Annotated in this window: 20 protein-coding genes; 13 read left to right on the top strand and 7 right to left on the bottom strand. The window is 48.4% G+C overall.

The genetic code is table 11. The features are described from left to right. Window positions 1-67: 67 nt before the first annotated feature. Complete coding sequence (locus Q0577_RS08600) at window positions 68-1,300, bottom strand: spore maturation protein (protein ID WP_298734883.1); 1,233 nt, start codon at window positions 1,298-1,300, stop codon at window positions 68-70. Between the two features lie 229 nt (window positions 1,301-1,529). Here Q0577_RS08600 and ychF point away from each other — a divergent pair, with 229 nt between their 5' ends. Continuing rightward, window positions 1,530-2,633, top strand: a complete 1,104-nt coding sequence (gene ychF, locus Q0577_RS08605; protein ID WP_298734886.1) for a redox-regulated ATPase YchF — start codon at window positions 1,530-1,532, stop codon at window positions 2,631-2,633. A gap of 160 nt (window positions 2,634-2,793) precedes the next feature. On the opposite strand, the gene Q0577_RS08610 is transcribed toward ychF, so the two are convergent. Beyond that, a complete protein-coding gene (locus Q0577_RS08610; RefSeq protein ID WP_298734888.1) occupies window positions 2,794-5,673 on the bottom strand; it encodes a TonB-dependent receptor in 2,880 nt (959 codons plus the stop codon). Window positions 5,674-5,940: 267 nt separating this feature from the next. Between Q0577_RS08610 and Q0577_RS08615 the strand changes: the two genes are divergently transcribed. The 5 genes from Q0577_RS08615 (at window position 5,941) to Q0577_RS08635 (ending at window position 10,883) form a co-directional block, all read left to right on the top strand. Beyond that, a complete protein-coding gene (locus Q0577_RS08615; protein ID WP_298734890.1) occupies window positions 5,941-6,420 on the top strand; it encodes a hypothetical protein in 480 nt (159 codons plus the stop codon). 266 nt (window positions 6,421-6,686) lie between these two features. After that, window positions 6,687-6,935, top strand: a complete 249-nt coding sequence (locus Q0577_RS08620) for a hypothetical protein (RefSeq protein ID WP_298734893.1) — start codon at window positions 6,687-6,689, stop codon at window positions 6,933-6,935. A 9-nt stretch (window positions 6,936-6,944) separates the two neighbouring features. Then, window positions 6,945-8,369 carry a hypothetical protein gene (locus Q0577_RS08625; protein ID WP_298734895.1) on the top strand — a complete coding sequence of 475 codons (1,425 nt, stop codon included), beginning with the start codon at window positions 6,945-6,947 and terminating at the stop codon, window positions 8,367-8,369. A gap of 32 nt (window positions 8,370-8,401) precedes the next feature. Beyond that, the gene (locus Q0577_RS08630) at window positions 8,402-9,541 is read left to right on the top strand and encodes a hypothetical protein (RefSeq protein ID WP_298734896.1); all 1,140 of its coding nucleotides are present in this window, start codon (window positions 8,402-8,404) and stop codon (window positions 9,539-9,541) included. An 838-nt stretch (window positions 9,542-10,379) separates the two neighbouring features. Then, on the top strand, window positions 10,380-10,883 hold the full coding sequence (locus tag Q0577_RS08635) for a DUF5063 domain-containing protein (RefSeq protein ID WP_298734898.1): 504 nt from the start codon (window positions 10,380-10,382) through the stop codon (window positions 10,881-10,883). A gap of 76 nt (window positions 10,884-10,959) precedes the next feature. On the opposite strand, the gene Q0577_RS08640 is transcribed toward Q0577_RS08635, so the two are convergent. From Q0577_RS08640 to metX, 3 genes are all read right to left on the bottom strand, one after another. Continuing rightward, complete coding sequence (locus Q0577_RS08640) at window positions 10,960-12,792, bottom strand: DnaJ domain-containing protein (RefSeq protein ID WP_298734900.1); 1,833 nt, start codon at window positions 12,790-12,792, stop codon at window positions 10,960-10,962. A gap of 451 nt (window positions 12,793-13,243) precedes the next feature. Continuing rightward, complete coding sequence (locus tag Q0577_RS08645; protein WP_298734902.1) at window positions 13,244-14,332, bottom strand: hypothetical protein; 1,089 nt, start codon at window positions 14,330-14,332, stop codon at window positions 13,244-13,246. 156 nt (window positions 14,333-14,488) lie between these two features. Beyond that, on the bottom strand, window positions 14,489-15,508 hold the full coding sequence (metX, locus tag Q0577_RS08650) for a homoserine O-acetyltransferase (protein ID WP_298734905.1): 1,020 nt from the start codon (window positions 15,506-15,508) through the stop codon (window positions 14,489-14,491). 185 nt (window positions 15,509-15,693) lie between these two features. Between metX and Q0577_RS08655 the strand changes: the two genes are divergently transcribed. From Q0577_RS08655 to Q0577_RS08685, 7 genes are all read left to right on the top strand, one after another. Then, entirely contained in the window at window positions 15,694-16,113 is a 420-nt protein-coding gene (locus Q0577_RS08655) for an OsmC family protein (protein ID WP_298734907.1), read from the top strand. A gap of 136 nt (window positions 16,114-16,249) precedes the next feature. Then, the gene (locus tag Q0577_RS08660) at window positions 16,250-17,434 is read left to right on the top strand and encodes an aminotransferase class I/II-fold pyridoxal phosphate-dependent enzyme (RefSeq protein ID WP_298734909.1); all 1,185 of its coding nucleotides are present in this window, start codon (window positions 16,250-16,252) and stop codon (window positions 17,432-17,434) included. A 50-nt stretch (window positions 17,435-17,484) separates the two neighbouring features. Beyond that, a complete protein-coding gene (locus tag Q0577_RS08665; RefSeq protein ID WP_298734912.1) occupies window positions 17,485-18,138 on the top strand; it encodes a hypothetical protein in 654 nt (217 codons plus the stop codon). A gap of 78 nt (window positions 18,139-18,216) precedes the next feature. Then, window positions 18,217-18,597: a hypothetical protein gene (locus Q0577_RS08670; RefSeq protein ID WP_298734915.1), complete on the top strand. Its 381-nt coding sequence runs from the start codon at window positions 18,217-18,219 to the stop codon at window positions 18,595-18,597. Between the two features lie 3 nt (window positions 18,598-18,600). Then, window positions 18,601-21,114: a DUF5686 and carboxypeptidase regulatory-like domain-containing protein gene (locus Q0577_RS08675; protein WP_298734918.1), complete on the top strand. Its 2,514-nt coding sequence runs from the start codon at window positions 18,601-18,603 to the stop codon at window positions 21,112-21,114. A gap of 564 nt (window positions 21,115-21,678) precedes the next feature. Next, on the top strand, window positions 21,679-21,930 hold the full coding sequence (locus tag Q0577_RS08680) for a hypothetical protein (protein ID WP_298734920.1): 252 nt from the start codon (window positions 21,679-21,681) through the stop codon (window positions 21,928-21,930). 100 nt (window positions 21,931-22,030) lie between these two features. Continuing rightward, complete coding sequence (locus Q0577_RS08685; RefSeq protein ID WP_298734923.1) at window positions 22,031-23,062, top strand: rhodanese-related sulfurtransferase; 1,032 nt, start codon at window positions 22,031-22,033, stop codon at window positions 23,060-23,062. An 87-nt stretch (window positions 23,063-23,149) separates the two neighbouring features. On the opposite strand, the gene Q0577_RS08690 is transcribed toward Q0577_RS08685, so the two are convergent. Then, window positions 23,150-23,866, bottom strand: coding sequence for a LytTR family DNA-binding domain-containing protein (locus Q0577_RS08690; protein ID WP_298734925.1), 717 nt, complete (start codon window positions 23,864-23,866; stop codon window positions 23,150-23,152). Further along, window positions 23,863-24,900: a histidine kinase gene (locus Q0577_RS08695; RefSeq protein ID WP_298734926.1), complete on the bottom strand. Its 1,038-nt coding sequence runs from the start codon at window positions 24,898-24,900 to the stop codon at window positions 23,863-23,865. Before Q0577_RS08695 ends, Q0577_RS08690 begins: the two co-directional genes overlap by 4 nt. Window positions 24,901-25,158 lie beyond the last annotated feature (258 nt).

A 25,158-nucleotide genomic window follows, 5' to 3' on the forward strand; every position in this document is an offset into this window, starting at 1 on the left:
GCGTTTAAAATCGGGAGCATTCACGAACATTTCAAACGTTTAAACGCGCCAACCTTTATTACCGGGCTTAATGAAAGAAAACGTACCCGAGTATGATGGCCGCAATGACCCCGATAAAATCGGCAATCAGTCCGCAGGTAAGGGCATAGCGGGTGTTCTTGATATTAACGGAACCGAAATACACGGCCAGGATATAGAAGGTTGTTTCGGTAGACCCCTGCATGATACAGGCCAGGCGCCCCACAAAAGAATCGGCTCCGTAATGCTGCATGGCCTCTACCATCAGCCCCCTGGCTGCGCCGCCGCTCAGGGTTTTCATGAGTCCCACGGGCAGGGCTGGTACAAAATCGGTATTCACGCCCAGCAGGGCAAAAAAGCCGCCGATGCCCTGAATAACATAATCCATACAGCCGGTGCTCCTGAAAGCGCTGATGGCTACCAGGATGGCTACCAGGTAGGGAATGATCATGACCACGGTCTGAAAACCGTCTTTGGCGCCCTCAATAAACGTTTCATATACATTGATACGTTTGACAAAACCCAGCATCACGAAGGAAACGATCACAGAAAAGATGATCAATCCGCCCAGCATACCCGTATACGTGGCCACTTCTGCGGGCGGCAGATTGTGCAGCCAGCTGAAGAGCCCGAACATGACCAGTCCAAAACCGCCAAAGAACACCAGGGAGGGCAGGTTAAACAGGTTGATGCGCTGGTACAACGCCACTGCTATAACCCCGCTCATAAAGGAAATAAAGGTGCCAATGACAGTAGGAATGAAGATATCCGCCGGGTTGGCAGCGCCATTGGCCAGGCGCATAGCGATCACCGAGGTGGGAATGATGGTCATGCCAGCCGTATTCAGTACCAGGAACATGATCTGGGCATTGGTAGCCGTTTCCGGGGCGGGGTTTACCTCCTGCAGTTGTTTCATGGCTTTTAGCCCCACGGGGGTGGCGGCATTATCGAGTCCCAGCATATTGGCAGAGAAGTTCATCACAATAGAGCCCATGGCCGGGTGTTGTTTGGGTACCTGGGGGAACAGCCTGGAAAAGAAAGGGTTCACCGCACGGGCAAAAATGTTGATCATGCCTGCTTTCTCGCCCACCCGCATAATACCCATCCAGAAGGTCATGATACCGGCCAGTCCCAGGGATATTTCCGCCCCTGTTTTGGCGCTGTCAAACATGCCTGTCATCACATTGGCGAAGACCGCCGTATCATGCAGGAATATCAGGCGGTACAGTGCTACCACAAACGCCACCAGGAAAAACGCGATCCAAACGTAGTTTAATGCCATAAATGTTGGTTAGTAGGTAGTCCATGGAACATAACAGATGATCCATGGCATATGTGTTTATTTTATATAATCCGTCAAATCTATTAAAAATAGTCCATGGTCCATAGTCTATGGTCCATAGTCAGTGCCTGTTCCATAAAGTAATATCGTTTCTTGGTATCCAGCGGCTTAACACGGTTTACAATTTTTCCTAAATTTTCCTATCTTTGCGGGCAAATTTTTTAAAACCATGGCGTTGCAAGCAGGAATAGTAGGATTGCCGAATGTAGGAAAATCAACTTTATTTAACGCAGTTAGTAACAGCGCCAAAGCACAGGCCAGTAACTACCGGTTCTGTACCATTGAGCCGAATGTAGGCCTGGTAGACGTGCCGGACGAGCGCCTGTCCAAGCTGGAATCACTGGTGAAGCCTCAAAGGGTGGTGCCTACCACGATTGAGTTTGTGGACATCGCCGGCCTGGTAAAAGGCGCCAGTAAGGGTGAAGGCCTGGGCAACAAGTTCCTGGCCAATATCCGCGAAGTAGACGCCATCGTACATGTGATCCGCTGCTTTGAAGACGATAATATATTAAGGGAGGAAGGCCCCATTAATCCCGTAAGTGATAAAGGCATCATCGATACCGAGCTGCAGCTGAAAGATCTGGAAACAGTGGAGAAAAAGATAGCCCGTACCGAGAAGATGGCCAAAACCGGGGGCGATCCAAAGGCTAAAAGGGAGTTCGAGATTCTGAAACAGTGCCAGGAATGCCTGGAACAGGGCCGCAATATCCGCGAACTGGGTCTGAGCAAGGAAGACCGCAGCGCGATTGCCGATCTTTTCCTGTTAACAGAAAAGCCGGTGCTTTACGTAGCGAATGTAGACGAAGCCTCCCTGCACACCGGTAACAAGTTTTCCCAGGCCCTGCAGGAAGCAGTAAAGGCCGAGAACGCCGAGGTGATCATCATGAACAACTCCATCGAAGCCCAGATCTCCGAAATGGAAGATCCGGAGGATAAACAATTGTTCCTCGAAGAATATAAACTTACGGAGCCTGGTCTGAACCGCCTGATCCGTTCTGCCTATAAGCTGCTGAACCTGATCACTTACTTTACAGCGGGTGTGCAGGAAGTACGTGCCTGGACCATCCACCGCGGCTGGAAAGCCCCTGCTGCTGCAAGCGTGATCCATACAGACTTCGAAAAAGGCTTTATCAAGGCAGAAGTGATCTCTTACGATGATTTTGTGAAGTATGGTTCAGAATCCGGCGCCCGTGATAACGGCCGCCTGAGGATAGAAGGGAAGGAATATGTGGTGAATGACGGCGATGTAATGCATTTCAGGTTTAACGTGTAACAAACACCCGGTGCTTAACGCTTAATGCAGAACGCGCGACGCTGATGCGTTCTGTTTTTTAACATAAAATATCCCAACTCCGGTTGGGGGTTACAACAAATCAGAAGCCCCCCGGCATAAACGCTGGGGGGCTTCGCCAATTTAAACGGGTGAGTAAGCATTAGAGGTTATACCCCAGCGAGGCGTACCATTGTGAGCCTACTACCGGGTTACCCCATGATTGTGTATAAGTATTTCTTAGGACGTTTGCGCCGCCTATCTTCAGGGTGGTTTTTACTTTCGGGAACAGCTTGGTAACCTGGGCGTCCAGGGTGCCGTAAGACGGGATCTCGCTCAGGGCCAGGGTCCTTACTACGGGCCCTACAAAGGAGGATTGCCATACGAAGCTGTCCTGCCAGCGGTAGGTTACGTTGAAGCCGATATTTGAACCGGCAATGTTGCGGTTACCGCCGTAGAGGTTATACCGTATTTTAGGTGTGTTGTACATTACGGCAGCGCCGAATTTTTCTTCATCCAGCAGCCTGTTATATGAAACGTTTCCACCCATCACAAAATTGAGTGGCAGGGCATAATCTAAACCAAAAGCCCATCCCCAGGATTTAATATTCTCGTCCAGGTTCACGGGTATGGAGAAAACATTTTGTGTGCTGGGACCTGTAGGTTGTACCAGCAGCTGTATGCCGTTATAATCCTTGAAAGTATTGTAATAAACGTAGGCGTCTATCAGTACTTTGTTGCCGAACAGCCCCTTATAGCCCGCTTCCCAGGCAATGATCTTCTCGGGTTTGAATTCTTTGAACTGGTATTGCTGTGGCTGACCTGCCTGTACGGATTCCAGGGTAAATACCGGCCCGTTTTTCAACCCGTAGCGGTCCAGCAGGAAGGGCAAGCCGCCAATCAGGCGTGCCTGCGGTGTCTGCAGGTCTATGTACTGATCCTGACAGGTAGGTATACGGAAACCGGTCTGGTAGGAAGCCCTGATATTATGTGTTTTCAGGAATGTATACACTGCGGTAACGCGGGGCGTGAACTGCCCTGCAAAGTTCTCATTCTTATCATAACGTACGGAGCCCGTCAATGCCAGGTGGTCGTCAATGAGTTTTTTAGAAGCCTGCAGGTAGCCGCCCCATTCGTGAATACGGAATTCTTCACCGTCATCATCTACAGCGAACAGCGATTTATCAGAGTTCAGTGCATAGATGCGGTAGTTGCCACCCACCAGTATTTCAGCAAAGGAAATATGATCGCTCAGGTTGTACATGAACTCGGCCTGGTACAGGTTTGTTTTATCCAGGAATTTGGCGCCAACGCCGGTGGCATCGCCGGGGATGGCTTTATCTTTTACCTTTTGTGCGGCAGCGTTGAAAGCGGCGGTACCGGGTAGCAGGCGGCCGCTGTCGGCTATTGCCCTGGCGCCATTATGGAAATTAGCAGAGCCGCTTTGTGCCGCATTAGTGGCTGCGGCAAATGCTTCCTGAGGGGACTGTCCGCCCAGCAGCGCCGTCTGGAAAGCTTGGGCAAATGTACCGAGAGAGCCGGTTGCATAAGCGCCGAAGTATTGCTGGAACCAGGTAGTGCTGGGTTTCCATGCTTCATTGATACCTTGTGCAAGCACGCCACCCGCATAACTGTCTCCGGCTCTTTCCTGGGTGGTATACAGGCGAACGTAAAAGTTATTACCCTTTAGTTCCGCTTTGTATTGGCCCATTTTGAAATTCTTGATGGAGTAACGGTCCGCCCCGGTATAAACGGTGGTACCGTAACCATAGCTGCCCTGTATAAACGCCTCCAGGTTCTCGCGGATCTTGTAGTGAAGGGCAGCATTTACTTTCAGGTTCTTGGTTTTATAGTCTACCAGTGAGCGTTCATCATAACCGGTACGCGATACAAAAGAGCGGGCGCTATCCGGCATGATGGCGTTGTAGATCATTTCCGGTGTGATGGCTCCCTGTGTGGCGGCAGATAATTGCGCGATACCAACACCCAGGGGGTTATTGGGTGTCAATGCAGCTCCCCGCAATGCAGATTTCATATTCACATTAGTCTCATCCCCGTAAACATTCACGCCGTTATAGCCAGGGTTGTCACTACGGCTGCCGTTGGTCAGATTATATCCGTTCAGGATGCTCTGGTCGCGGTCGTCATATGCCTGCCAGTCGTCTGCAGAAAGATAACCCAGGTTCACCTTGAAGGCAACTTTGTTGTTAAAGGCATGCGCATATCGCAGGGTAACATCATAGTAGCCGGTTGAAGAATTGCTGCGGCCGGGTTCAGACAGGAAACCTGACTTTACATTGGCGCTGAGGCCCTGGTACTGGAAGGGGTTTTTACTGTTCATCAGCACAATGCCGTTCAGCGCGTTGGGGCCATAGAGGGCGGAAGAGGCGCCGGGCAGCAGTTCCACATTATCCATATCCAGCTCGGTGATACCAACGATGTTGCCAACGGAGAAGTTCAGTCCGGGCGCCTGGTTATCCATCCCATCTATCAGCTGTACCATGCGTATGTTACCATTGCTGGCAAATCCCCTTGTGTTTACCGACTTGAAGGTAAGGCTCTGGGTGCTCAGTTCCACGCCTTTCATGTTGGCCAGTGCATCGTAGAAAGTAGGGGCGGGGGATGCCTTGATGGCCCTGGAGTCCAGCTTTTCAATAGATACCGGGGATTGCAGGATGTTTTGTGCTACGCGGCTTGCGGCCACTACGATTTCCTGTCCCAGTACCTCGGTAGAGGTGAGCTGTACGCTTACGGCTTCATTGGGGCTGGTCACAATCCTTTCTTCGCTTTTGAACCCAACATAGGAGAATATGAGGGTAATGGGGAGGCTCCTGGAGGTGGTCAGTCTGAAATTACCATTATTATCTGTGATGGTACCGGATAAAGTGCCCTTAACGCTAACGGTTACACCGGGCATTTTTTCCCCGTTGAGACTATTGGTAACAGCGCCGGTGATGGTGGTCTGTTCTTGTGCCTGTACTACTGAACATAGGTTAAGTAAAAATAAGACTGTACATAAACAGGTAGTAAGATAGTTCTTCATAAAAGGTGAAATTTTGTTTTGGTTGAGCCGGGGGATGAGCGTTTTTTATTATAATTAAAAATAACGAACTATTACGAATTAACAATTATCATTTCTAACATGTGTGTTGTAAGGTGTAATTTGTATCAAAGATCTTGCGATTGGGGAATCATTGTTTGTCAGGAAGTTAACGAAAAAAATCGGTATAAATGATAAAAAGATGGACTATTTTAGGTAGTAAACATTTTTTTTAAGACCTTGTTATGACTTAGGAAAGCAATTGCAGCGATGGTACGAAAAACGATACTTTGTTTACTCCTGGCTTTGTTCCCTTTTGCAGGCTGTTCTTTGATCTTCAATACCGTTAAGGTGGAGGTTCCGGAAGCTTACCAGGGCTGGTGCTACGTTATACCTGTAAAGGATACGGCAGGCTTTCCTTTTAACCGTACGCCCAAGGGGCGGTATAAGGTAAACGAAGCGGGTATCGCTTATGTTCCGGCGCAATATATCCGGTCTGGCAAAGATCTATGGGTGAGGGTTTATCAACAAGATAAAAATATCACTAAAAAGACAAGATATCTTAGCCGTATTAACAGTACCAATACTACCAGTAAGCAACATCATTTTTATGTACATTTTTTTGTTCCCGGCACTAAAGAAAGAGATATACCTTCAACGGATCCTTACTGGCAACAGGATGATTTAAGGCAATACGGGATATCAAGGTTTGATAGTTTGCTGGATGCGGGGGCGATCCTGTTTAAATGAAGAGGAGAGAGGAATAGCGCGGATATGTATGTGATTTGTTTTATCTGAAACAGCTGATGCTCAAGACCATTTAACACAAAAGTTTTCTTGGTGTACAAAAAAAGTAATGTAATTTGGCACCGGATGTTGTAACCCGAATTGATATGCGTCTACTACACCCTGTTCTCATGTTATATTTTGTTTGTGGATATCCTGTGTGAATGCAGATAGCATGCGTACTGCAAATGCAATTTTGTCAAGTTGAATTTTAAGATTAATAGATAATTATGAGAAGGCTGCTATTTTCCCTATGCCTGCTGTTTGTTACGGTACTGGTTTATGCGCAATCTCCCTTTGTTGGCAACGTCGCGACCTATCATTTTAACGGTACAGCGGCGAATGGCGTGAAGATAAAAACGAATATGCCGTTTACTAATGGCTTACAGATACAACAACAGAAAGAACATGAAGCCGTGTTACACCGGCTGAAAGACCTGGAAGCTGAAATGAAGCAAATAAAAGCAGCAAACAAGTAACTGTTCCCCATGCGAAAACTATACCTGATCATTTTCTTAATGTTGGCAGTAAATGCCGTTCATGCGCAGGACAGTACGGCGCACCAGCTGCAACAACTACCCGGTAAATACTTTTCCCAGGTGAGCGGCAAATCCAGGCACTTTGAAAAACAGGTGAATAAGCGTTCACAGAAAGCACTGGAACGCCTGGCCCGCCAGGAAAAGAAAATGCAGGCAAAACTGGCAAAGATTGATTCGGTTGCTGCAAAGAACATCTTTTCCCGTTCTATCGATTCCATGGGCAACCTGCAGACCCGGATAAAACAAAAAGCGGGCAAATATGACCCTTCCAGGCTGGGCGCCGGCTATACCGGTTACCTCGACACCCTGCAGACTTCCCTGTCCTTTCTCAAAGACGCCAAATCGTTGGGCAGTGAATCTAAAGCACTGCAGGATAAAGTGAACGGATCCCTTCAAAGCGTACAACAGCTGCAGGCGCAGCTGCAACAGGCAGAACAGATCAAGGCTTACATCCGTGAGAGAAAACAGCAGCTCAAAGAGCAGCTGGCACAGTATACCGGTTTTACGAAAGACCTGGAGAAATTTAACAAGGAAGCGTACTACTACGGCCAACAACTCAGGGAATATAAAGAGTTGCTTAAAGATAAAAAGAAAGCTGAAGCCAAAGCGCTGGAGATGCTGAAAAAAGTGCCTGCTTACAATGATTTTCTGCAGAAGAACTCCCAGCTGGCAGGTTTGTTCAACCTCTCTGCAGCTGGTGCTGCACCTAACCTGGAAGGCCTGCAAACCCGTACCCAGGTTGAACAGCTCATTCAACAGCGGTTGGGTGGGGGCGGTCCTAATGCTCAGACAGCGGTGAGCCAGCAGATGTCGGCTGCACGTGAACGCTTCAACGAACTGAAAGATAAGTTTCCCGATGTAGACAATGCAGCTGATATGCCCGGCTTCAAACCCAATGAAATGAAAACCAAAAGCTTTCTGCAAAGGCTGGAATTTGGCGGCAATATGCAATTTGCCCGTTCTACCCAATATTTCCCCACTACCAGTGATATAGCCGGACAGGTAGCTTATAAGTTCCATAAGAACGGTAGCGCCGGACTGGGTGCTGCGTACAAATTAGGCCTTGGCACCGGGTTTAACAATATCAGCTTTTCGCATCAGGGCCTGGGCCTGCGCTCTTTCCTGGACTGGAAACTAAAAGGTACCTTTTATGTTAACGGTGGTTTTGAAGAGAACTACAACACGGCATTTACCAATACAGATCAGTTAAGGAGTATTGATAACTGGCAGGGCAGTGCGCTGCTGGGTATCAGCAAGAAGTATAAAGTAAGCAGTAAGCTGAAAGGTAATATTATCCTGCTATATGATTTCCTGCATAACCAGCATGTACCCAGAACGGACCCTATAAAGCTCAGGTTGGGCTATAATTTCTGAGCACTCAACAGTAATTAAAATAATCTCGTATAATGAAGAAGTTTTTCTCGTTCACATCCTTATTTTTCCTATTTCAATTGGCTGCCAACATTGTTGCAGAGGCACAAACCCGTCAGTATTACACCAACAAGGCTATAGACGGCGTTACAGAAGATTCGCAGGGCACCAACTATATGTTGTTGCATAAGATATATAACGGTACTAATATCGAGGATACCTATGTACAAGGAAAGATAACCGGCGTTAGAGGGTCGACAGGAGCGTATAACAGGAAGTGGACGGTAGAAGTAAATACCTCCAGTGCCCGTGATCAGACGCAAGGCAGCATTCTTACCTACAATGAAGGGGCTAGCCTGGTGACCTTGATCTACAATTCAGAAAAATACATAGCCGTTACCATTGCAAATTCGTACAGGTTGAATAGTTTCTACTTTACTGGTTATGCTCAGAATGAAACACTGACTATTGCTTATGATGATGTTGTAAGTAACGTTCAGCCTTTTACTGGTCTGGATGCAATCACCCTCCAGGGGAGTATTGGGATCGGAACTATCAGTCCTACTCAAAAGTTGGAAGTAAATGGAAACGGCAAGTTCAGTGGAACGGTCATCAGTAGTATTAGTAATCCGAACATAGGCGGTAGTATCTCTTTGGTGAATCCTTCAAAAACAACGGCGGGTACGGCGAGCAGCTGGAATATATATAATATGACCGGAAGCTACGGCAACAGTCTGCAATTCTGGGCGTATGACAATATTGGATGTTCCGGCGGAATGTGTGCCTCCCGTTTTACTATAATGGACAATGGCAATGTTGGCATTGGTACCACTACTCCGGGGGCGTACAAACTGGCGGTGGAGGGGACAATAGGCGCACGAAGAGTCAAAGTAACGCAGGCCGGCTGGGCAGATTTTGTATTCCATCCTGGGTATAAATTGCCGGCTTTGAGTGAAGTGGAAAAGTATATCAAGGAACATCAACACTTGCCGGAGATCCCTTCCGCTGCGGAAGTGCAGCAAGATGGATTAGATGTGGGAGAAATGAATAAGAAGCTGTTGCAGAAAGTGGAGGAGCTGACCCTGTACCTGATTGATATTAAAAAAGAGCTCAATGAGCTAAAACTGCGAAATGAGATCCTTGAAAAGAAAGTAATGGAAAGTAATCACTATTAAATCTAAAAGACACTACAAACGAACACCCTATATGCAGAGAATATTTACTGCGCTACGCGCATTGACTATTGTTATGGTATCATTACCTGTTAGCTTTCGCACAGACCAATAAGATTGACGCAACCGGAAATGTTGGTATCGGCACAACCTCTCCTCCAAACAGACTGTCCATTGAGTCTACAGATGCTGTACTTCCGAATGCCATTAGGATGGAACATAAAGGAATTCCCAATTCTGTGCTCTTTTTGGGTACTGTTCCTAACAACTATGCAGTGCCCTTACATCAGAATGCAAACATACTAGAAAGCTATTCTGATTTACATATATCAGCCGCTAAGGGAGTGTAAAATAAACTGTGTTAAAGGTCTTAATTTTTTTAACCTTTGACACAGTTTATTTTACAGTCTCGACAGTATCCCAGTTATCAATTATATTTGGTGACCGGCTGAAATTGCAAATATAGACCGGGGAGCTAACGCCGCTCCCCCTTCCCCTGGCGTGGGGTTCCAAACATTGAAATAGAATTTGACACAGTTTATTTTACACTCCCTGCTTCCATCAATTTTTAACGATATTTGATAACAGATGCCGACTCTAAACAGTTGCCTCGCTATTTACACACTTTATTTTATAGTCTCGAAAAAGTTAGTATCCTATATGTTAACAACACCGCAGGCGAGACCTGCGGATTTGTCATTTATGGCTATAGTCTTTTTGTTATTAAAGTCCGTCTGTGAAGCCTTTGAGGTTGTCGGTTCAAGCAATCAGGATATCTTTGCAACACGGGCTTTAAGATCAGCTAATACGCTCATCCAGAAGGATTAATTAAACTAAACAAATGCAGAACTCCATAGACGTTTTTAATTTCATAACCGCTGCAACATCCTATTGTGCATATATTGAGAATTATCAAACTCAAAATGACAAAGAATTTTTATCAGTGATACAAGCTAAATTACTAGCCCTTTACCAGGCTGCCCATAAATTACCTGATACTTACCCACAAGACTATATAGAACTTCAGAAAGATATCGATCACGTTACTTTAGAAAGAACAATAAGCTTTATCGCTGAGCGGTTAATGGATAACCGGTATTACCTGCATCTGTTTAATCCTGCCGATGAAAGCGACAAAGATATTTGCTACGGAGATCTCCTTGACGATATCGGAGACATTTATAAGGACTTAAAACGATCATTATTAATCTTCGGGCTTGGCGCTGATGCTGCAAAAGAAAGTGCTATCTGGGAATTTAAATTTACTTTTAACCACCACTGGGGAGATCATTGCATAAATGCCATTTACGCATCTCATTATTTTTTAAGCAAGGGAACCGAGTAATTAAAAATACCTGCAAACAAGCCACGCCATGTCAATCAAACCCATCGTTATAATCCTCTGCTATCATTGTTTGCTCCTACATCAAAAAATTCTGCCGTGTTGAATCATAATGGTTATTACCATTATATATTATCGTAATCAACCCATTACCCGTATTAAGCGTATTATGTTGTGTAAGATTCAGGTCATTTCTTGGCGCCATATCTATCACCCCGTCTGGCTGTATAATGCGGACAGGCCGGCGGAGCACAGAAGCGATCAATTGAGGCGCAAAATCCCCGCCCGCATTGTTCCAGCTATGATTGGTCAGGATACTCTCTACAATTTGATTCAACTGGTTACCCGTAACAAATACCTGGAATGTAGCTGCGTTGTCAATGATCAGTTGCGCTATACGGTCGCGCAGCGTAAGTGCCGATGGAACATTCCCTCCATGAAATGCTATCTGGTCAAGAACGGCGTCATAAAAACAGTTGCCGGTGCCATCGATCTTCTGTAGCCTCACACCGTTTTGTTGCATCAAAGTATTCAGTTCCTTACCGCTCAGATCTACATCCTTATTCTCCTTTAGTTCAGAGATCCACTGGCGCAAAATACCTGCTGCCTGGGCTACTTCAGTAAACTTCTGGGAATCTCCCATTTTATCCGGGTGATATTGGGCAGATAGTTTGCGATATGAATCATTGACCTCTTTCTCAAAAGCGGGCAGCTTTAACAGGTCATGTGAAGATGCTACGGACAAGGATATACCGAGTAAACTCAATGCACCATTTACTGATTTCAGGGTAAGGCTGTTCATGGAAAGATATTCCTGCCTGTCCTCTTCACCTTCTTCATCACTGTCATCTGAGTAATAATCTTCCACGGTATCCATCAGGGTACCAAAGCGCTCTTCGCCAAGGTCTTTCTCGAGGCTGTCACTTTCATATTTATCTTTCTCCCTGGCCATACCAAACAAGGCGCGGCCGGCGATCTGGCCGCCTTTTTTGGCGCCTGCTCCCGGGGCCCAGGCCGATACAAATAATCCGTTTTTCCGGTTAAAGGCTTCCTTAAATGTAAGCTGCCCAAGGGCAATACGGCGCAACAGTGCGCGGGCCAGTTTATCAGCACCAGGTATACGGGTGCTGTGCGCCTCAATCACCTGCGTCAGAAATATCAACAGGGTCCGGGCTTGTCCCTGTATATCCGTGGTAAGTCCCTTGTTCGTTTCTATTGTTTGTAAGATGTCAAAGGCCACCTCAGCGTCATTGCCTGCAAAGTTTTGTATAATCTCATCGTAGTTACTCTTTATGGTAGGATCATCAAACGATTCTGTGTCCAGCCTGAAGAAAGGCTGGCCGCCATAGAAACGGTAAAAATAAGTATTTACACCACCGAAATCCACTTGGGTGTGCTGCGGTTTGATATCGGGATTCATCAGCGGGTTGTACGGCACTATCGCTTGTGAGTCTGGGCCATCTTCCAGCGCCAGGCGGTGAATCTCCGCAGATCTGAAACCGTAATTGAAATCACGTTGTATATTATACATCGCCCTATACCTTTTAGGCCGGGCCTTGTTTGCCTTATTTCGTTCCCTCGATCTGCGTATCCGTTCCCAAAAAGCCTGCCTGCGCTCCTCCTTTGTCTTTTTCCTGGTCCTCGCAAACTGGTAGGGCCTGTTGCCTGCGTTCCCTGTATCGATGCGTAATAAATGCCGGGGACGTGCAGCGGGCGCTTGTGTTGCTTCCTGCTTTTGTTGTACCGTATGCCAGGCTTCCTGCGGCAGGTTGCGCTCAGGCATCGGCGTTATGTTTTCGTCCAATGGTAAAGGATGAACGGCAGGCCTTGAGATCCCTGCACCCGAACGGTTGTTTGCTGCAGCAGAAGACGGATGAGAGCTGTTTCTTGAATGTTTGTTTTCGCGTGGCATGTTGACAGATGATAACCTTAAATAGCATTTACTTTATCAGCTTGCCACCTGGCAATATACGTTGGCGTTGCGGTGATCCGATAGTATATCATATTGTGATCGATATTATGGTGCTTTTGAGTTAGGATGATGAACAACATGGATCCGAAAGATCCATTGTATTGTCTGTTATCATTGGTATCTTGAGCATAACAATTTAGTGTTTTTCCGGGACAAAATATTATAAAAGGGTGTTGTTCGATCCATGTCCCATCCATGTTCCTGTTGTCTCCCTGTATTTCCCCTATATGTCCCGCATCTGTCCCGCATTCGTCTCATTCCTTTAAGAAGAATGAGACGCATCCGGCGTTGATTGGCTACCGATACAGATATTATACCAGGCGGAGTGCAACATGAATCGAACATGAACCGGGCATCGCCGTATAATGAGCCGGTTCTCCTTTACCCGCCGCTAAAACATCAGCTCCCCGGTCTCCACATCCACCATCGTCGCCTCCGGGCGGTAGTACTCCAGCAACCAGGGTATCGCATTGGCCGCATGCACCGTTGTAGCGGTATAAGCGACACCGGTGCCTATTATCCCGCCCATCGAGCCCCAGAAGATAGACTTATTCCTCCGGTTGATGTCTGCCATATACCTGGAAAGTACAAAAGCATTGCCTTTCCGTTCTATCGGCACCAGCTCTCCCTCATCATACTTGTACAGTTCACCCTTATAGCATAAACCCCACAGCTGGGTCATTTCATGGCGGATACTATCCGGACCTTTGGCGTAGACCGTCATTTTCTTCCGCTTGCTGATCTCTACCTCAAAATCGCTGATACCGGGTGCATTTGCCAGGAACTCCCCGTAATTTTGATAGATACCTTCTTTGTAAGCAGTATCCCGGTAAATAGGCGCTTTGAACGCTCCCAATGTACTGTCTATAAGCGCCGCTTCCGTCATGGGGGTACTGGCAGTATAGGCGCCCGCAGCATCTTCGCAGGCCAGGTAGAACAACTGCATGGCCTGGGCAATATTCCTGTCATGCTTACCCGTAACGTCCAGGCCACTCCTTATGAGGACGGTATCAAAAGCCGTCAGCAGGCGGTAGGCGGGGTGCTCACTGTTGTCTGCAGGAACGTAGGCGGCTGCCTTCAGCCGCACAAATGCCTGTTCGCCCATCACTTCAGAAGTCTCATTAATGCGCAGATCTTTGATCACCCACAGCATCTGTCTGCCGGAAGGTACATACACGCCGCCCAGCAGGGCGTTCACAAAATCCTGGAGATAGGGGGTATAAGCCTTGTCGGGTACCGCGCGGATTTTCCGGTTGGTCATGCCTACCTGCACGTAACCCAGCTGACTGGTATCCGGGCAGAGGGGGATCACTTTGATGCCGGAGAGCCGGAGCAAGGCCGCTCCTTTAGCTTTATAACGTTTGGCATCCAGGCGGATAACTTTAACTTTCTCTTGCTTAACCGTGTCTTCCCCGGCCTGGGTTTGCGCCAGCATGCAGCAGGGGGTTAACAGCAAGGCTGCAATAAATGAGTATCTCATAGGTAACGCGTATGAAATGCTTTATGCTGTAAATATAACTGATTTATGAAGACTGTTTTCCGCGGAAGTGCTTAATGCACTCCTTATGTTTCCTTAGTAAACTTCGCGTGTTATCCTGGTGTAATTAAGGTGTAATCTACGGTGAAAGCGCATAGCCTATTCGCCCATCCACTTTTTCAGCAGGGCGCCGATCTGTTCAAATTCTATCAGGAAACCGTCATGCCCGTAAGAGGAGTCTATTTCATAGTAGGTAGCGTTGGGCAGATGACGTTCCAGGAAGAGCTGCTCTTCCGGCGGACATAATATATCACTGGTAATACCCATCAGCAGGGTGGGGTGGGGTAGCTGCTCCAGCAGGGCGCCCATGTCTGCTTCCTTGCCACGGGCAATGTTGTGGCTGTCCATGGCCTTGGTCAGCAGCCAGTAGCTTTGGGCGTTAAAACGGTTCACCAGCTTATCGCCCTGGTAGTTAATATAGGAAGCTGCCCGGAAATTATCCGTTTTGTGCTTGTCGGGGTCTGATTGAGTACGTACAAAGGTCTGGTAGTTGCGGTAGGTCAGCATACCGATGGCCCTGGCGGCTTTCAGTCCCCGTTGCCCGGCTTGGGCGCTGGCGTCCTGCCAGCTGCAGTCTGCCTCAATGGCCAGGCGCTGGGCGGTGTGAATGGCAATGCCCCAGGCGCTTTCAGCGGCGCCGGTGCACAGCAGGAAAAGGCGGCCGATAGCCGCTGGTTCTGCCAATGCCCATTCCAGTACCTGGTAGCCGCCCATGGAGCCACCTATCAGCAGATGGATCCTGTCAATACCCAGGTGTTTGCGCAGCAGGATATGCGCTTTTACCATATCCCGTACGGTCACCTGCGGAAAACTGCGATAGTAGGGTTGCCCCGTTTGTGGGTTGATGCTCAGCGGGCCAGAGCTCCCGTAACAGGAGCCCAGGATATTGGCACATACAATGAAGTGGTGCGCGGGATCTATGACCCTGCCTTCGCCGATCAGGCCCGTCCACCAGTCTGCTACATCAGAATTGGCAGTCAGGGCATGGCATACCCATACCACATTGCTGGCATCCGCGTTCAGCGTACCGTAGGTATGATACGCAATGCGCAACTCAGGCAGCTCAGCGCCCGATTCTAATGTAAATACTTCCTTTATATGTAATTCCTTTACAGGCAACCCCCAAAAATTTGCGCGAAACTACACAAAAAAAGCTGAAAGCAAAACGGCAAATACTGAAGGCTCCCGCTACCCCTTATTCCTCACTTATCAGCGTTTCGCATTAAGCGTTAAGTATTGAACCTTAACTGCGTTTTGCTTTCAGCATACTTTCACCTATTTTTGACCTAAATTCTTAGGAAAGCATGAAAATTTCATTAAAAAGGATCGACGACGGGTTCAATATGGAAGCAACGGACGAAACCGGGCACAGTGTGCGCATGGATTCCTCTGTAGAGAATGGCGGTAAAAACAATGGCGTTCGCCCCATGCAGATGCTCATGATGGGCCTGGGTGGCTGTTCGGCCATTGATGTGGTGATGATCCTTAAGAAACAACGGCAGGAGATCACGGATTTCCGCATCGAGATCGAAGGAGACCGTGAAAAAGGCAAAGAGCCCAGCCTCTGGGAAAAAGCCCATATCGTATTTCACCTCAGCGGAAATATCGACCCTGATAAGGCCGCCCGCGCCGTGGAATTATCCATGAACAAATACTGCTCCGTAGCCGAAACCCTGCGTAAGTCAGGCACTCAGCTGACGTGGGAAACCCGCGTAAATCAATAATCTGTATACGTTTGAAGTTTGAGGTTTAAAGTTTGAGGTTCGTTGAAGGTTCCAGGTTCAATATTGATAGCCGGCCACTTACAAAGAATGTCTAACATCCAACCTCAAACTTCAAACCTCAAACCTTTTTTGTCTGATGGACGAGCAACAATACAAACCGGAAACCGATGCTGTCAGGATCCAGATTGAAAGGACCTGGCAAATGGAACATTCTTCGCCTTTATTCCTCACATCCAGCTTCTGCTTTGATAACGTGGAAGAGATGAGGGCCACCTTTGCCGATGAAACCGACTTTAATATCTACAGCCGTTTCAGTAACCCGAATGTAGACGAGTTTGTTCGCCGCGTTTGCGCCCTGGAACAGGCCGAAGCGGGTTATGCTACCGCATCCGGTATGAGTGCCATCTTCGCCAGCTTTATGGCCCTGATGAAGGCCGGAGATCACCTGTTGTCTGCCCGCTCCATCTTCGGATCTACCCATACGGTCATCACCAAGTTCCTGCCCAAATGGGGAATATCCTACGACTACTTCGATGTGAATGATCCTAACAGTGTAGAAGCCCTCATCAAGCCCAATACACGGATGATCTTCGTTGAAACGCCTGCCAACCCCGGTCTCGATATCGTTGACATCGAATGGCTGGCTAAAATAGCCAACAAGCATAACATCATTCTCAATGTAGATAACTGCTTCGCTACACCGGTGCTGCAAAAGCCCATTCTCCTGGGCGCCCACCTGGTAACCCACTCCGCTACCAAGTGGATGGATGGCCAGGGCCGCGTACTGGGCGGCATCGTAGTAGGCAAACCGGAGCTGATCAAGGAGATTTATGCCTTCTGCCGCAGCACCGGACCTTCCATGTCTCCTTTCAATGCATGGGTGCTCAGCAAAAGCCTTGAAACCCTGCACGTGCGAATGGAACGCCACTCAGCCAGCGCCTTTACCCTCGCTAAAGCACTGGAAGAGCACCACCAGCTTAACTGGGTAAAATACCCGCTGCTGGAAACGCATCCGCAATACGCCATCGCTAAAAAGCAGATGAGCGGCGGCGGCGGTATATTTTGCTTTGAGCTGAAAGGCGGGCTGGAACAGGGTAAGCGCTTCCTGGATGCCCTGAGGATGCTGACGCTGACAGCCAACCTGGGTGACAGCCGCAGTATTGCCTCACACCCGGCCAGTACTACACATGCCAAGCTGACGGAAGACGAACGCCTCAAAGTAGGGATAACACCCGGCTTTATCCGTATCTCCGTAGGCCTGGAAAATGTACAGGATATCCTGCAGGATATTGAGCAGGCCCTGGAAGCTTCCAAAGCCTGAGCCGCCACCTTTCAAATTAATTAAGTTTTACCTGTTACCTATACCTGTTAGTGAAAACATTGTTCGCTTTTTTAATCTTGCTGCTATCGCTGCAACCTGTCTTTGCACAACACGAAACTACCATAGAAGAAGAGGAGGCTTCACCGGAGACCGATACCGCATTTTATGTCGATCATCAGCTGATTGCGATCCTGCCTTTCCGGACCACCTCCCCGGAAATCAAATACAAGAAGGGGGCGCCCAAAGAGCAGGTGATCAGTGAGGAAACCATCTTCAGCAAGCAGGTACAACAAGCCTTCTATAACTCTATTATGGACGATGAGATGAGATGGAGGGTATCAGTGCAGGATTACCATGTAACGGATTCAATACTGGAAAAGAACGGCATCAGCCTGCAGAAGGTCGGTTTCATGGATAAACAGATGCTGGCTGCTTTGTTAAAGGTAGATGCGGTATTAATGGGACAGCTGGAGAATTTCAGTGTTCCCGGTGTGGCCATTAGCATGTCTGGCAGGATAAGTACCTTGATCATGTCCCTGTATGATGGCAAAACGGGTGACCACATCTGGACTTTCAGGGATAGTGTCCGTGTAAAGAAGCTTATTGACAAATCCGACCACCTGGATCCGGACCTGTACAGTACGATCCGTAGAAGATGTCCCTACACGTCTAAAAAAACCTATCAATTAAGCCGTTACCGATAAACACAAGATACTTTTCCTTTATAGTTTATATTAGTTTCCGTAATTTCCATCTATAAAACCGGACATAAATACTACTAGATGAAATCCCTGGCATCCATATTACTGATCGCTGCACTGGCTTATCTCGCAGGACTCTTCCTGGGCTGGTGGTCTGTTGCCCTCGCTGCATTCCTGGTAGCGCTGGCCATCCCCTCGTCCCCCGGAAAGGCTTTTCTCAACGGCTTCATCGCCATCTTCCTGCTATGGATGCTGGTGGCATTCTTCCAGGACGTACGCAACGATCACATCCTGGCCAACCGCGTCAGCGAGATCTTCCTGAAAGTACGTAACCCCATCCTGCTTGGTATTGTAAGTTCCATCATCGGCGCCCTGACAGGCGGTATGGGCGCGCTCTCCGGCAGCCAGCTGCGCAAAGCCCTGCGCCGTAATACTACAGCACGCAGCGAAAACTTTGCCTGAAGAATGTGGAGATACCTTATCCTGCTGGCACTCCTTGGTGTATCCGCCGGCAGTTCAGCCGGCATTATCCGCGGCCGTGTTACCAATGAAAAGAATGAGCCCCTGCCTTATGCCACCCTGCTGGTGAAAGGTACCACGGAAGGTACCACTACCAACGCAGCCGGTGAATACCAGCTGGAACTGCCCGATGGCGCCTACAATATAGTATGCCAGTATATGGGTTACCGAAAGGAGGAAAGATCGGTGAATGTATCCGGCAACCAGGTGCTGGACTTCCAGCTACAGCCCCTCAGTCTGCAGATCCGGGAAGTGACCATCAAGGGCGGGGGAGAAGACCCTGCCTACGCCATCATCCGCCAGGCCATTAAAAAACGGCCGGTGTATAAGGCCCAGGTACCGGAGTTCAGCTGCAACGCATACATAAAAGGCATGTTCAAGTTCCGCAATATGCCCGATCGCTTTTTCGGACAGAAAGTGGATAAACAGGACATCGGCGTAGACTCCCTCGGCAGAGGCATCGTATTCCTTTCGGAATCCGTTACAAAAATATCCGCCCGCCTGCCTGATAAGATCAAGCTGCAGGTGATCTCCTCCCGCCAGAGCGGTGGCGGCTTCGGCTTCAGCTTCCCCGCCTATATCAATTTCTATGACAACAACGTGCAGGCGGTGATCACGCAGTTCAGTCCCCGTGGCTATGTATCACCCATTGCGGATAACGCCTTGCAGTATTATAAATATCACCTCGAAGGTACTTTTATAGAAGATGGCCGCACCGTGAACAGGATACAGGTAACGCCGCGCCGGAAATTTGAACCCCTTTTCTCAGGGTATATCTTCATCACCGATAACGACTGGCGGATACACAGCGCCAACCTGCTGCTTACACGCGATTACCAGCTGGAGATCATGGACACCCTGCAGATCAGGCAGATACATGTACCGGTAGACAGCGCGGTATGGCGTACCAAAGACCAGGTGATCACCCTCACCATGAAACAGTTTGGCTTTGATCTACTGGGCAGTTTCGTGAATGTTTATTCAAACTATAACCTGCATCCCAACTTCCCGCCGGGCTATTTTGATAAGATCCTGATGAAGTATGATACCGCCTTTAACGACAAGGACATTCACTATTGGGACAGCATACGGCCAGTGCCCCTGGAAAGGGAGGAAGTAAAGGATTTCAGGGAGAAAGACAGTACCGCCAAAGCCCGGAGAGACAGCCTGGTGTCTGACCGTCACATCGATTCCCTGCGTAAAAAACAAAAGCCTGTTACGCCACTCAGTGTACTCTGGAGCGGCGTTAAGCATAATTATTATTACCGCCGCGATACCACCCTGGTAACGAACCGCTTAGCGGTAAAACCCCTGCTTACCCAGCTGGAATACAACACCGTGGAAGGCCTGGTACTAAGTGTGGAACCCAGTCTGACACTGGATCTTCCGCGTAACCAGGCGTTGCGGATATCGCCCAATCTGCGCTACGGTTTCAGTAATACCCACCTGAATGCGTATACGGAGATCAGCTGGGAGCAGGAGTCGCGCCTGCGGCAGCGCATTGGTAACAACACCTGGACCCTGGCAGGCGGTAAACGCATTTCACAGTTTAATAAGGATAACCCGATAGACGCCCTTACAAATGAAGTATATACGCTGCTGCTGAAGCGGAATTACATGAAGCTGTACGAGAACTGGTTCGGCAGCCTGGCATTCCGCCGCCGTTTTGAGAACAATGCGGTAATAAAGGCGGGCATCACCTATGAAGACCGCCTCCCGGTAGAGAATACCACCGATTTTGTAGTGTTTAAGGATGCAGGCCGCCAATTTCTGCCTAACCACCCCTATGAGCTGGCCAGTGTGCCCTTTGTAAGACACCAGGCGCTGGTGGCAGATATCAGTTTCAGTTTTCAACCCGGGCAGCATTTCATCGAATTCCCCGACCGTAAGTTTGCCATCGGTTCCAAATATCCCCGTTTTGAGATAGACTACAGCAAAGGCATACACCGTGTTGCAGGCAGCGATGTGGATTTTGATAAGTGGTGGGCGCAGGTGTCTGACAACATGAACTTTAAACTGTTGGGTGAGTTCCGCTACCGCCTGGGCGCCGGCGGCTTCCTGAATAACAGGGAGGTGGGTATTCCTGATTACCAGCACTTTAACGGTAACCAGACCTTTTATAATATTAAGTACCTGAACAGCTTCCAGCTGGCGCCCTACTACCGTTACAGCACCATCGCGCAATTCTATACCACCGCTAATGTGGAACATCATTTCAATGGGCTGCTAACCAATAAGATCCCGCTGCTGAACCGCCTGAAATGGAACCTGGTAGCCGGGGCCAATGCCTTTTATGTAAATGGCGACAATAACTATGTGGAAATATTTGCCGGTCTGGAGAATATCCTGAAACTCATAAGGGTGGATATCATTGCAGGCCATCAGAGCCAGGATGCAACCCGTATAGGCGTACGCGCAGGATTCGGGGGATTATTGGGGGGAGCGCTTTTCAGAAGATAACCGGGTTTGAGGTTTGAAGTTTGAGGCTCGTTGCAGGTGCATGATAGCCGGTTAATGAAGGTTGAATGACTGTAGCTCAACTTATAACCTTTAACCAACCTCAAAACTCAAACTTCAAACCTCAAACTTTCAAATAACTTGATTTTTAATAGGAATGGCGACTACGCCTTCAGCCTTTTTTGTTTCTTGGGCTCTTTGCTGTCATCATAAAAATATGCCAGCACACGGTATACCATGAAGGCGAGGATGAAGTAAAAAACAGAAAGGATAATTGTACTCATAAATCACACTTTTTGGGTTACTTTATTGCTTGTTAAAAGCCCTTAAGTCAAAAAGAATGCCAAAGCAAATGCCGTTTTTCAAGAGGGTCATTATCAATCGTTTACCCGTTCCCGCTGATCTTTCCGCCTCATGCAGTGTTGTCAGTTGTTGACCTGCGCTTCCACAAAAAATGGCATAGCTGTGGTTTGTTTTCCTAACACGATTATGTTATCTTTGCTCGTCATTGTTTGGCTGCCGTCAGCCACCGACATGTGAATTCAGATTAACCCGAAAACACCCCTTATGAAACAGGATTTGTTCACTTCCATCAAACGGCTGGGCGCACGTACCAAATGGCTCAGACGGATCTCCATCAGCGTATTTCTTGTTGGTTTGCTGTTAAGCCTCACTGCCCGTATCGGGGTAGCACGGGGCGGAAACAATGTACCGCTTTTCGTTACTCTAGGCTTTATCGGTTACATATTGATTATCAGCTCCGCCGCCATCCTGCTCCTTCACCTGCTAAAGGTGTGGTCGGCAAGGTTTGAAGTTTGAGGTTTGAAGTTGGTTAAAGGTTATAGGTTATTTTTCTTATTTTTGCCCTTTCGTTGAAATTTTGTTCAGCCGGCGTCTGTCCTTAAAATTTCCAAACATTATGGCATTACACAACCGAGTATCAGCAGACGAGCTAAAGCGCCGTCTTGCAGCAGAAACATTTAAAAGAAGAACCATCTCTTTTTACCAGTACGCAAGGATCGACGATCCCCAGGCGTTTCGTGACCAACTTTACATTTCCCTGGATGCGCTGAAAGTTTTCGGCCGTATCTATGTTGCCCGCGAAGGCGTGAATGCCCAGGTAAGCGTACCAGAGCATAACTTTGATACCTTCCGCGACACCCTCTATGCCATTCCTTTCCTGAACGGCATCCGTCTCAACATCGCGGTGGACGATCACGGTAAATCCTTCTGGGTACTGCGTATCAAGGTGAAAGAAAAGATCGTGGCCGACGGCATTACCGATCCCGACTTCGACATGTCCCGCAAAGGCAAATACCTTGATGCAGCCTCCTTTAATGAGCTCAGCGCCGATCCGGATACCATCATCGTGGATATGCGCAACCACTATGAGTATGAGGTAGGTCATTTTGAACGGGCCATAGAAGTGCCGTCCGATACCTTTCGTGAACAGCTGCCCATGGCGGTTGATATGCTGAAAGATCAGAAAGACAAGAACATCGTAATGTACTGCACCGGCGGTATCCGCTGTGAAAAAGCCTCTGCCTATCTGCTGCATAACGGCTTCAGGAACGTATACCACCTGGAGGGCGGCATTATAGAGTATGCCAACAAAGCCCGCCAGCAAGGCCTGCCCAACAAATTCAAAGGCAAGAACTTCGTATTTGACGAGCGCCTCGGCGAACGCATTACAGACGATATCATCAGCCACTGCCACCAGTGCGGCAAACCCTGCGATACACATACCAATTGTAAGAACGACGGCTGTCACCTGCTGTTCATCCAGTGCGAGGAATGCGCGGCCAAATACGATGGCTGCTGCAGTGACGAGTGCTACACCATCCAGCAACTGCCCGCCGATGAGCAGGAACAACTCCGCAAAGGCATCGACAAGGGACAGATGATCTTCAATAAATCCAAACAAAGGCTAAGGCCCAGCCCGAGACTATAGACGTTTGAAAGTTTGAGCGTTTGAAAAGTTTGAAAGTCGCCCAACCCATGGTGACACCTTCAAACTTTCAAACCCTCAAACTGACACTCATCTTTTGAGGTACTTATTTTTTAATATTCTTTCCATCACTTCCTCTTTTAAATGCCGGCTGATAGGGATGTAGTGCGGACCGATAATAATATCGCTGCCGGCTATACGGTCTATTTTTGATAGTGCAACAATATAGGATTTATGTACCCGCAGGAAGTGCAGGGTTGGGAGGTAGTCTTCTACTGCCTTGAAGGTAAGGTAAGTAATGTACTTCCGCTGCAGGGTATGCAGCACTACATAGTTCTGCAGCGCTTCTGCATACAGTATATCCTCAAAGCATATACGTTCCAGGCCGTTATCGCATTTAATGAAGAAATACCCGGCATTGTCCGCCGGTGCGGCAGGCCTTTGTAAGAGCTCATAATAGGAGCGTGCTTTAAGCGCTGCTTTCAGAAAGCGTTCAAAGGCGATGGGTTTCAGCAGGTAGTCAATCACATCCAGCTCAAAGCCCTGTAAGGCGTATTCCGGAAAGGCGGTGGTAAAGATCACCAGCGGTGGCTGGGGCAGGGAGCGTAGCAGATCCGGCCCGTTGATACGGGGCATCTGGATATCCAGGAAAAGCAGGTGGATCTGTGTTGTTGGCAGCAGCTGCACGGCTTTTACGGGGCTGTCGCATACGGCCGCTACTTCCAGGAAATCCACATCCGCACAGTATTCCTGCAGGCCTTTCCGGGCCAATGGTTCATCGTCTACTATCATGCAGCGTAAGTTCATGCGATACGGATGTCTAAGGTTACATGAAATGCCTGTGCGGTCTTGTCTATCTGCAGGTGGTGCCGTTCGGGGTACAGCAGTTCCAGGCGGCGTTTTACATTGGCCAGTCCGATGCCTTTATGTTTGCCGTTTTCCCGCTGCATTTGTTCGCACGTATTGTACGTTTCCAGTTGCAGAAAGGAGCCCTGCCGCCGCAGGCTGATGTTCACCCTGTTGGGCGCATTGACGTGCGCAGAAACATGCTTGAAGGCATTTTCCACAAAGGGTATCAACAGGAGGGGAGCGATCTGGAATTGCCGCATACCCGGATCGCAGTAAAAGGATACCTCGCAGTTTTCGTTGTGCCGCATCTGCTGGATAGCTACATAGTTGGCCACATACTGCGCTTCCTTTTCAATGGAGATGGTATCCGTATTACTGTCGTACAACTGGTAGCGCAGCAGGTTGGCAAACTGCATCAGCATTTCCCGGGCGGCTTTATTTTCTTTATCGATCAGGAAGTAAACGGCGTTGAGAGAGTTGAACAGCGCATGCGGGTTGATCTGCGCTTTCAGGTATTGCAGCTCCTGCTCAGCGCTGGCCCTCAGGGCGCTCTGCAGCCGGTGCTGCGTTTTCAGCTGGTCTATATAGAACTGGATGCCCGCAATGGCGCCTACCATAAAGAAGAGCGGTATATACACATCATACAGCTGGCTGTTCAGGTTACTGTTGGGCCACTGGCTGATGCTGGCGGCATAGGGCCTTAGCACCAGGTTTAGCGCCTGTATCACCAGCCAGCCGGTAAATATGATCAGTGCAGTAAAGGACAGGAAGAAGCCTGCATAACGTTGGCGGTACAATAGTCTGGGTATCAGCACATAGTTGGTAAAGTATACCGCCCCGGCCAGGGTCACCACCTTTAATATGCCCGCCCGGATAGTGGCTGCCACTGAAGGATAGGCGTCAATCCGCAATAACAGCCATACCGCAAAGAAAGCCAGCCAGAATAGCACGTGATGCAGTTTATACCTGGTTATTACCCTATAGATGTTCATGCGGCAATTTAGTGATTGGTAACAGTTAACGCCGAATACTTACACCTGATGCAGCTTTTACCTGACGAGTGGTACGTTTTGCCTTTACAAAGGTAGGGTTTCTTTGCTGCACCCCTCAACTACCGGCATGCAGAAAAAAAGAATCCGCCCCGCGTTGTTTCTTCTACGGCAGGGCGGAGTAATTGAGCATGAAACCAGTTCAGGAAGTTCGAGATTCTCCTGTAGCTGCATTTGCATGTTCCATTCTATCAACCTATA

This window comes from uncultured Chitinophaga sp. (assembly GCF_937898475.1).
In the GTDB taxonomy this organism is placed as follows: Bacteria; Bacteroidota; Bacteroidia; order Chitinophagales; family Chitinophagaceae; genus Chitinophaga.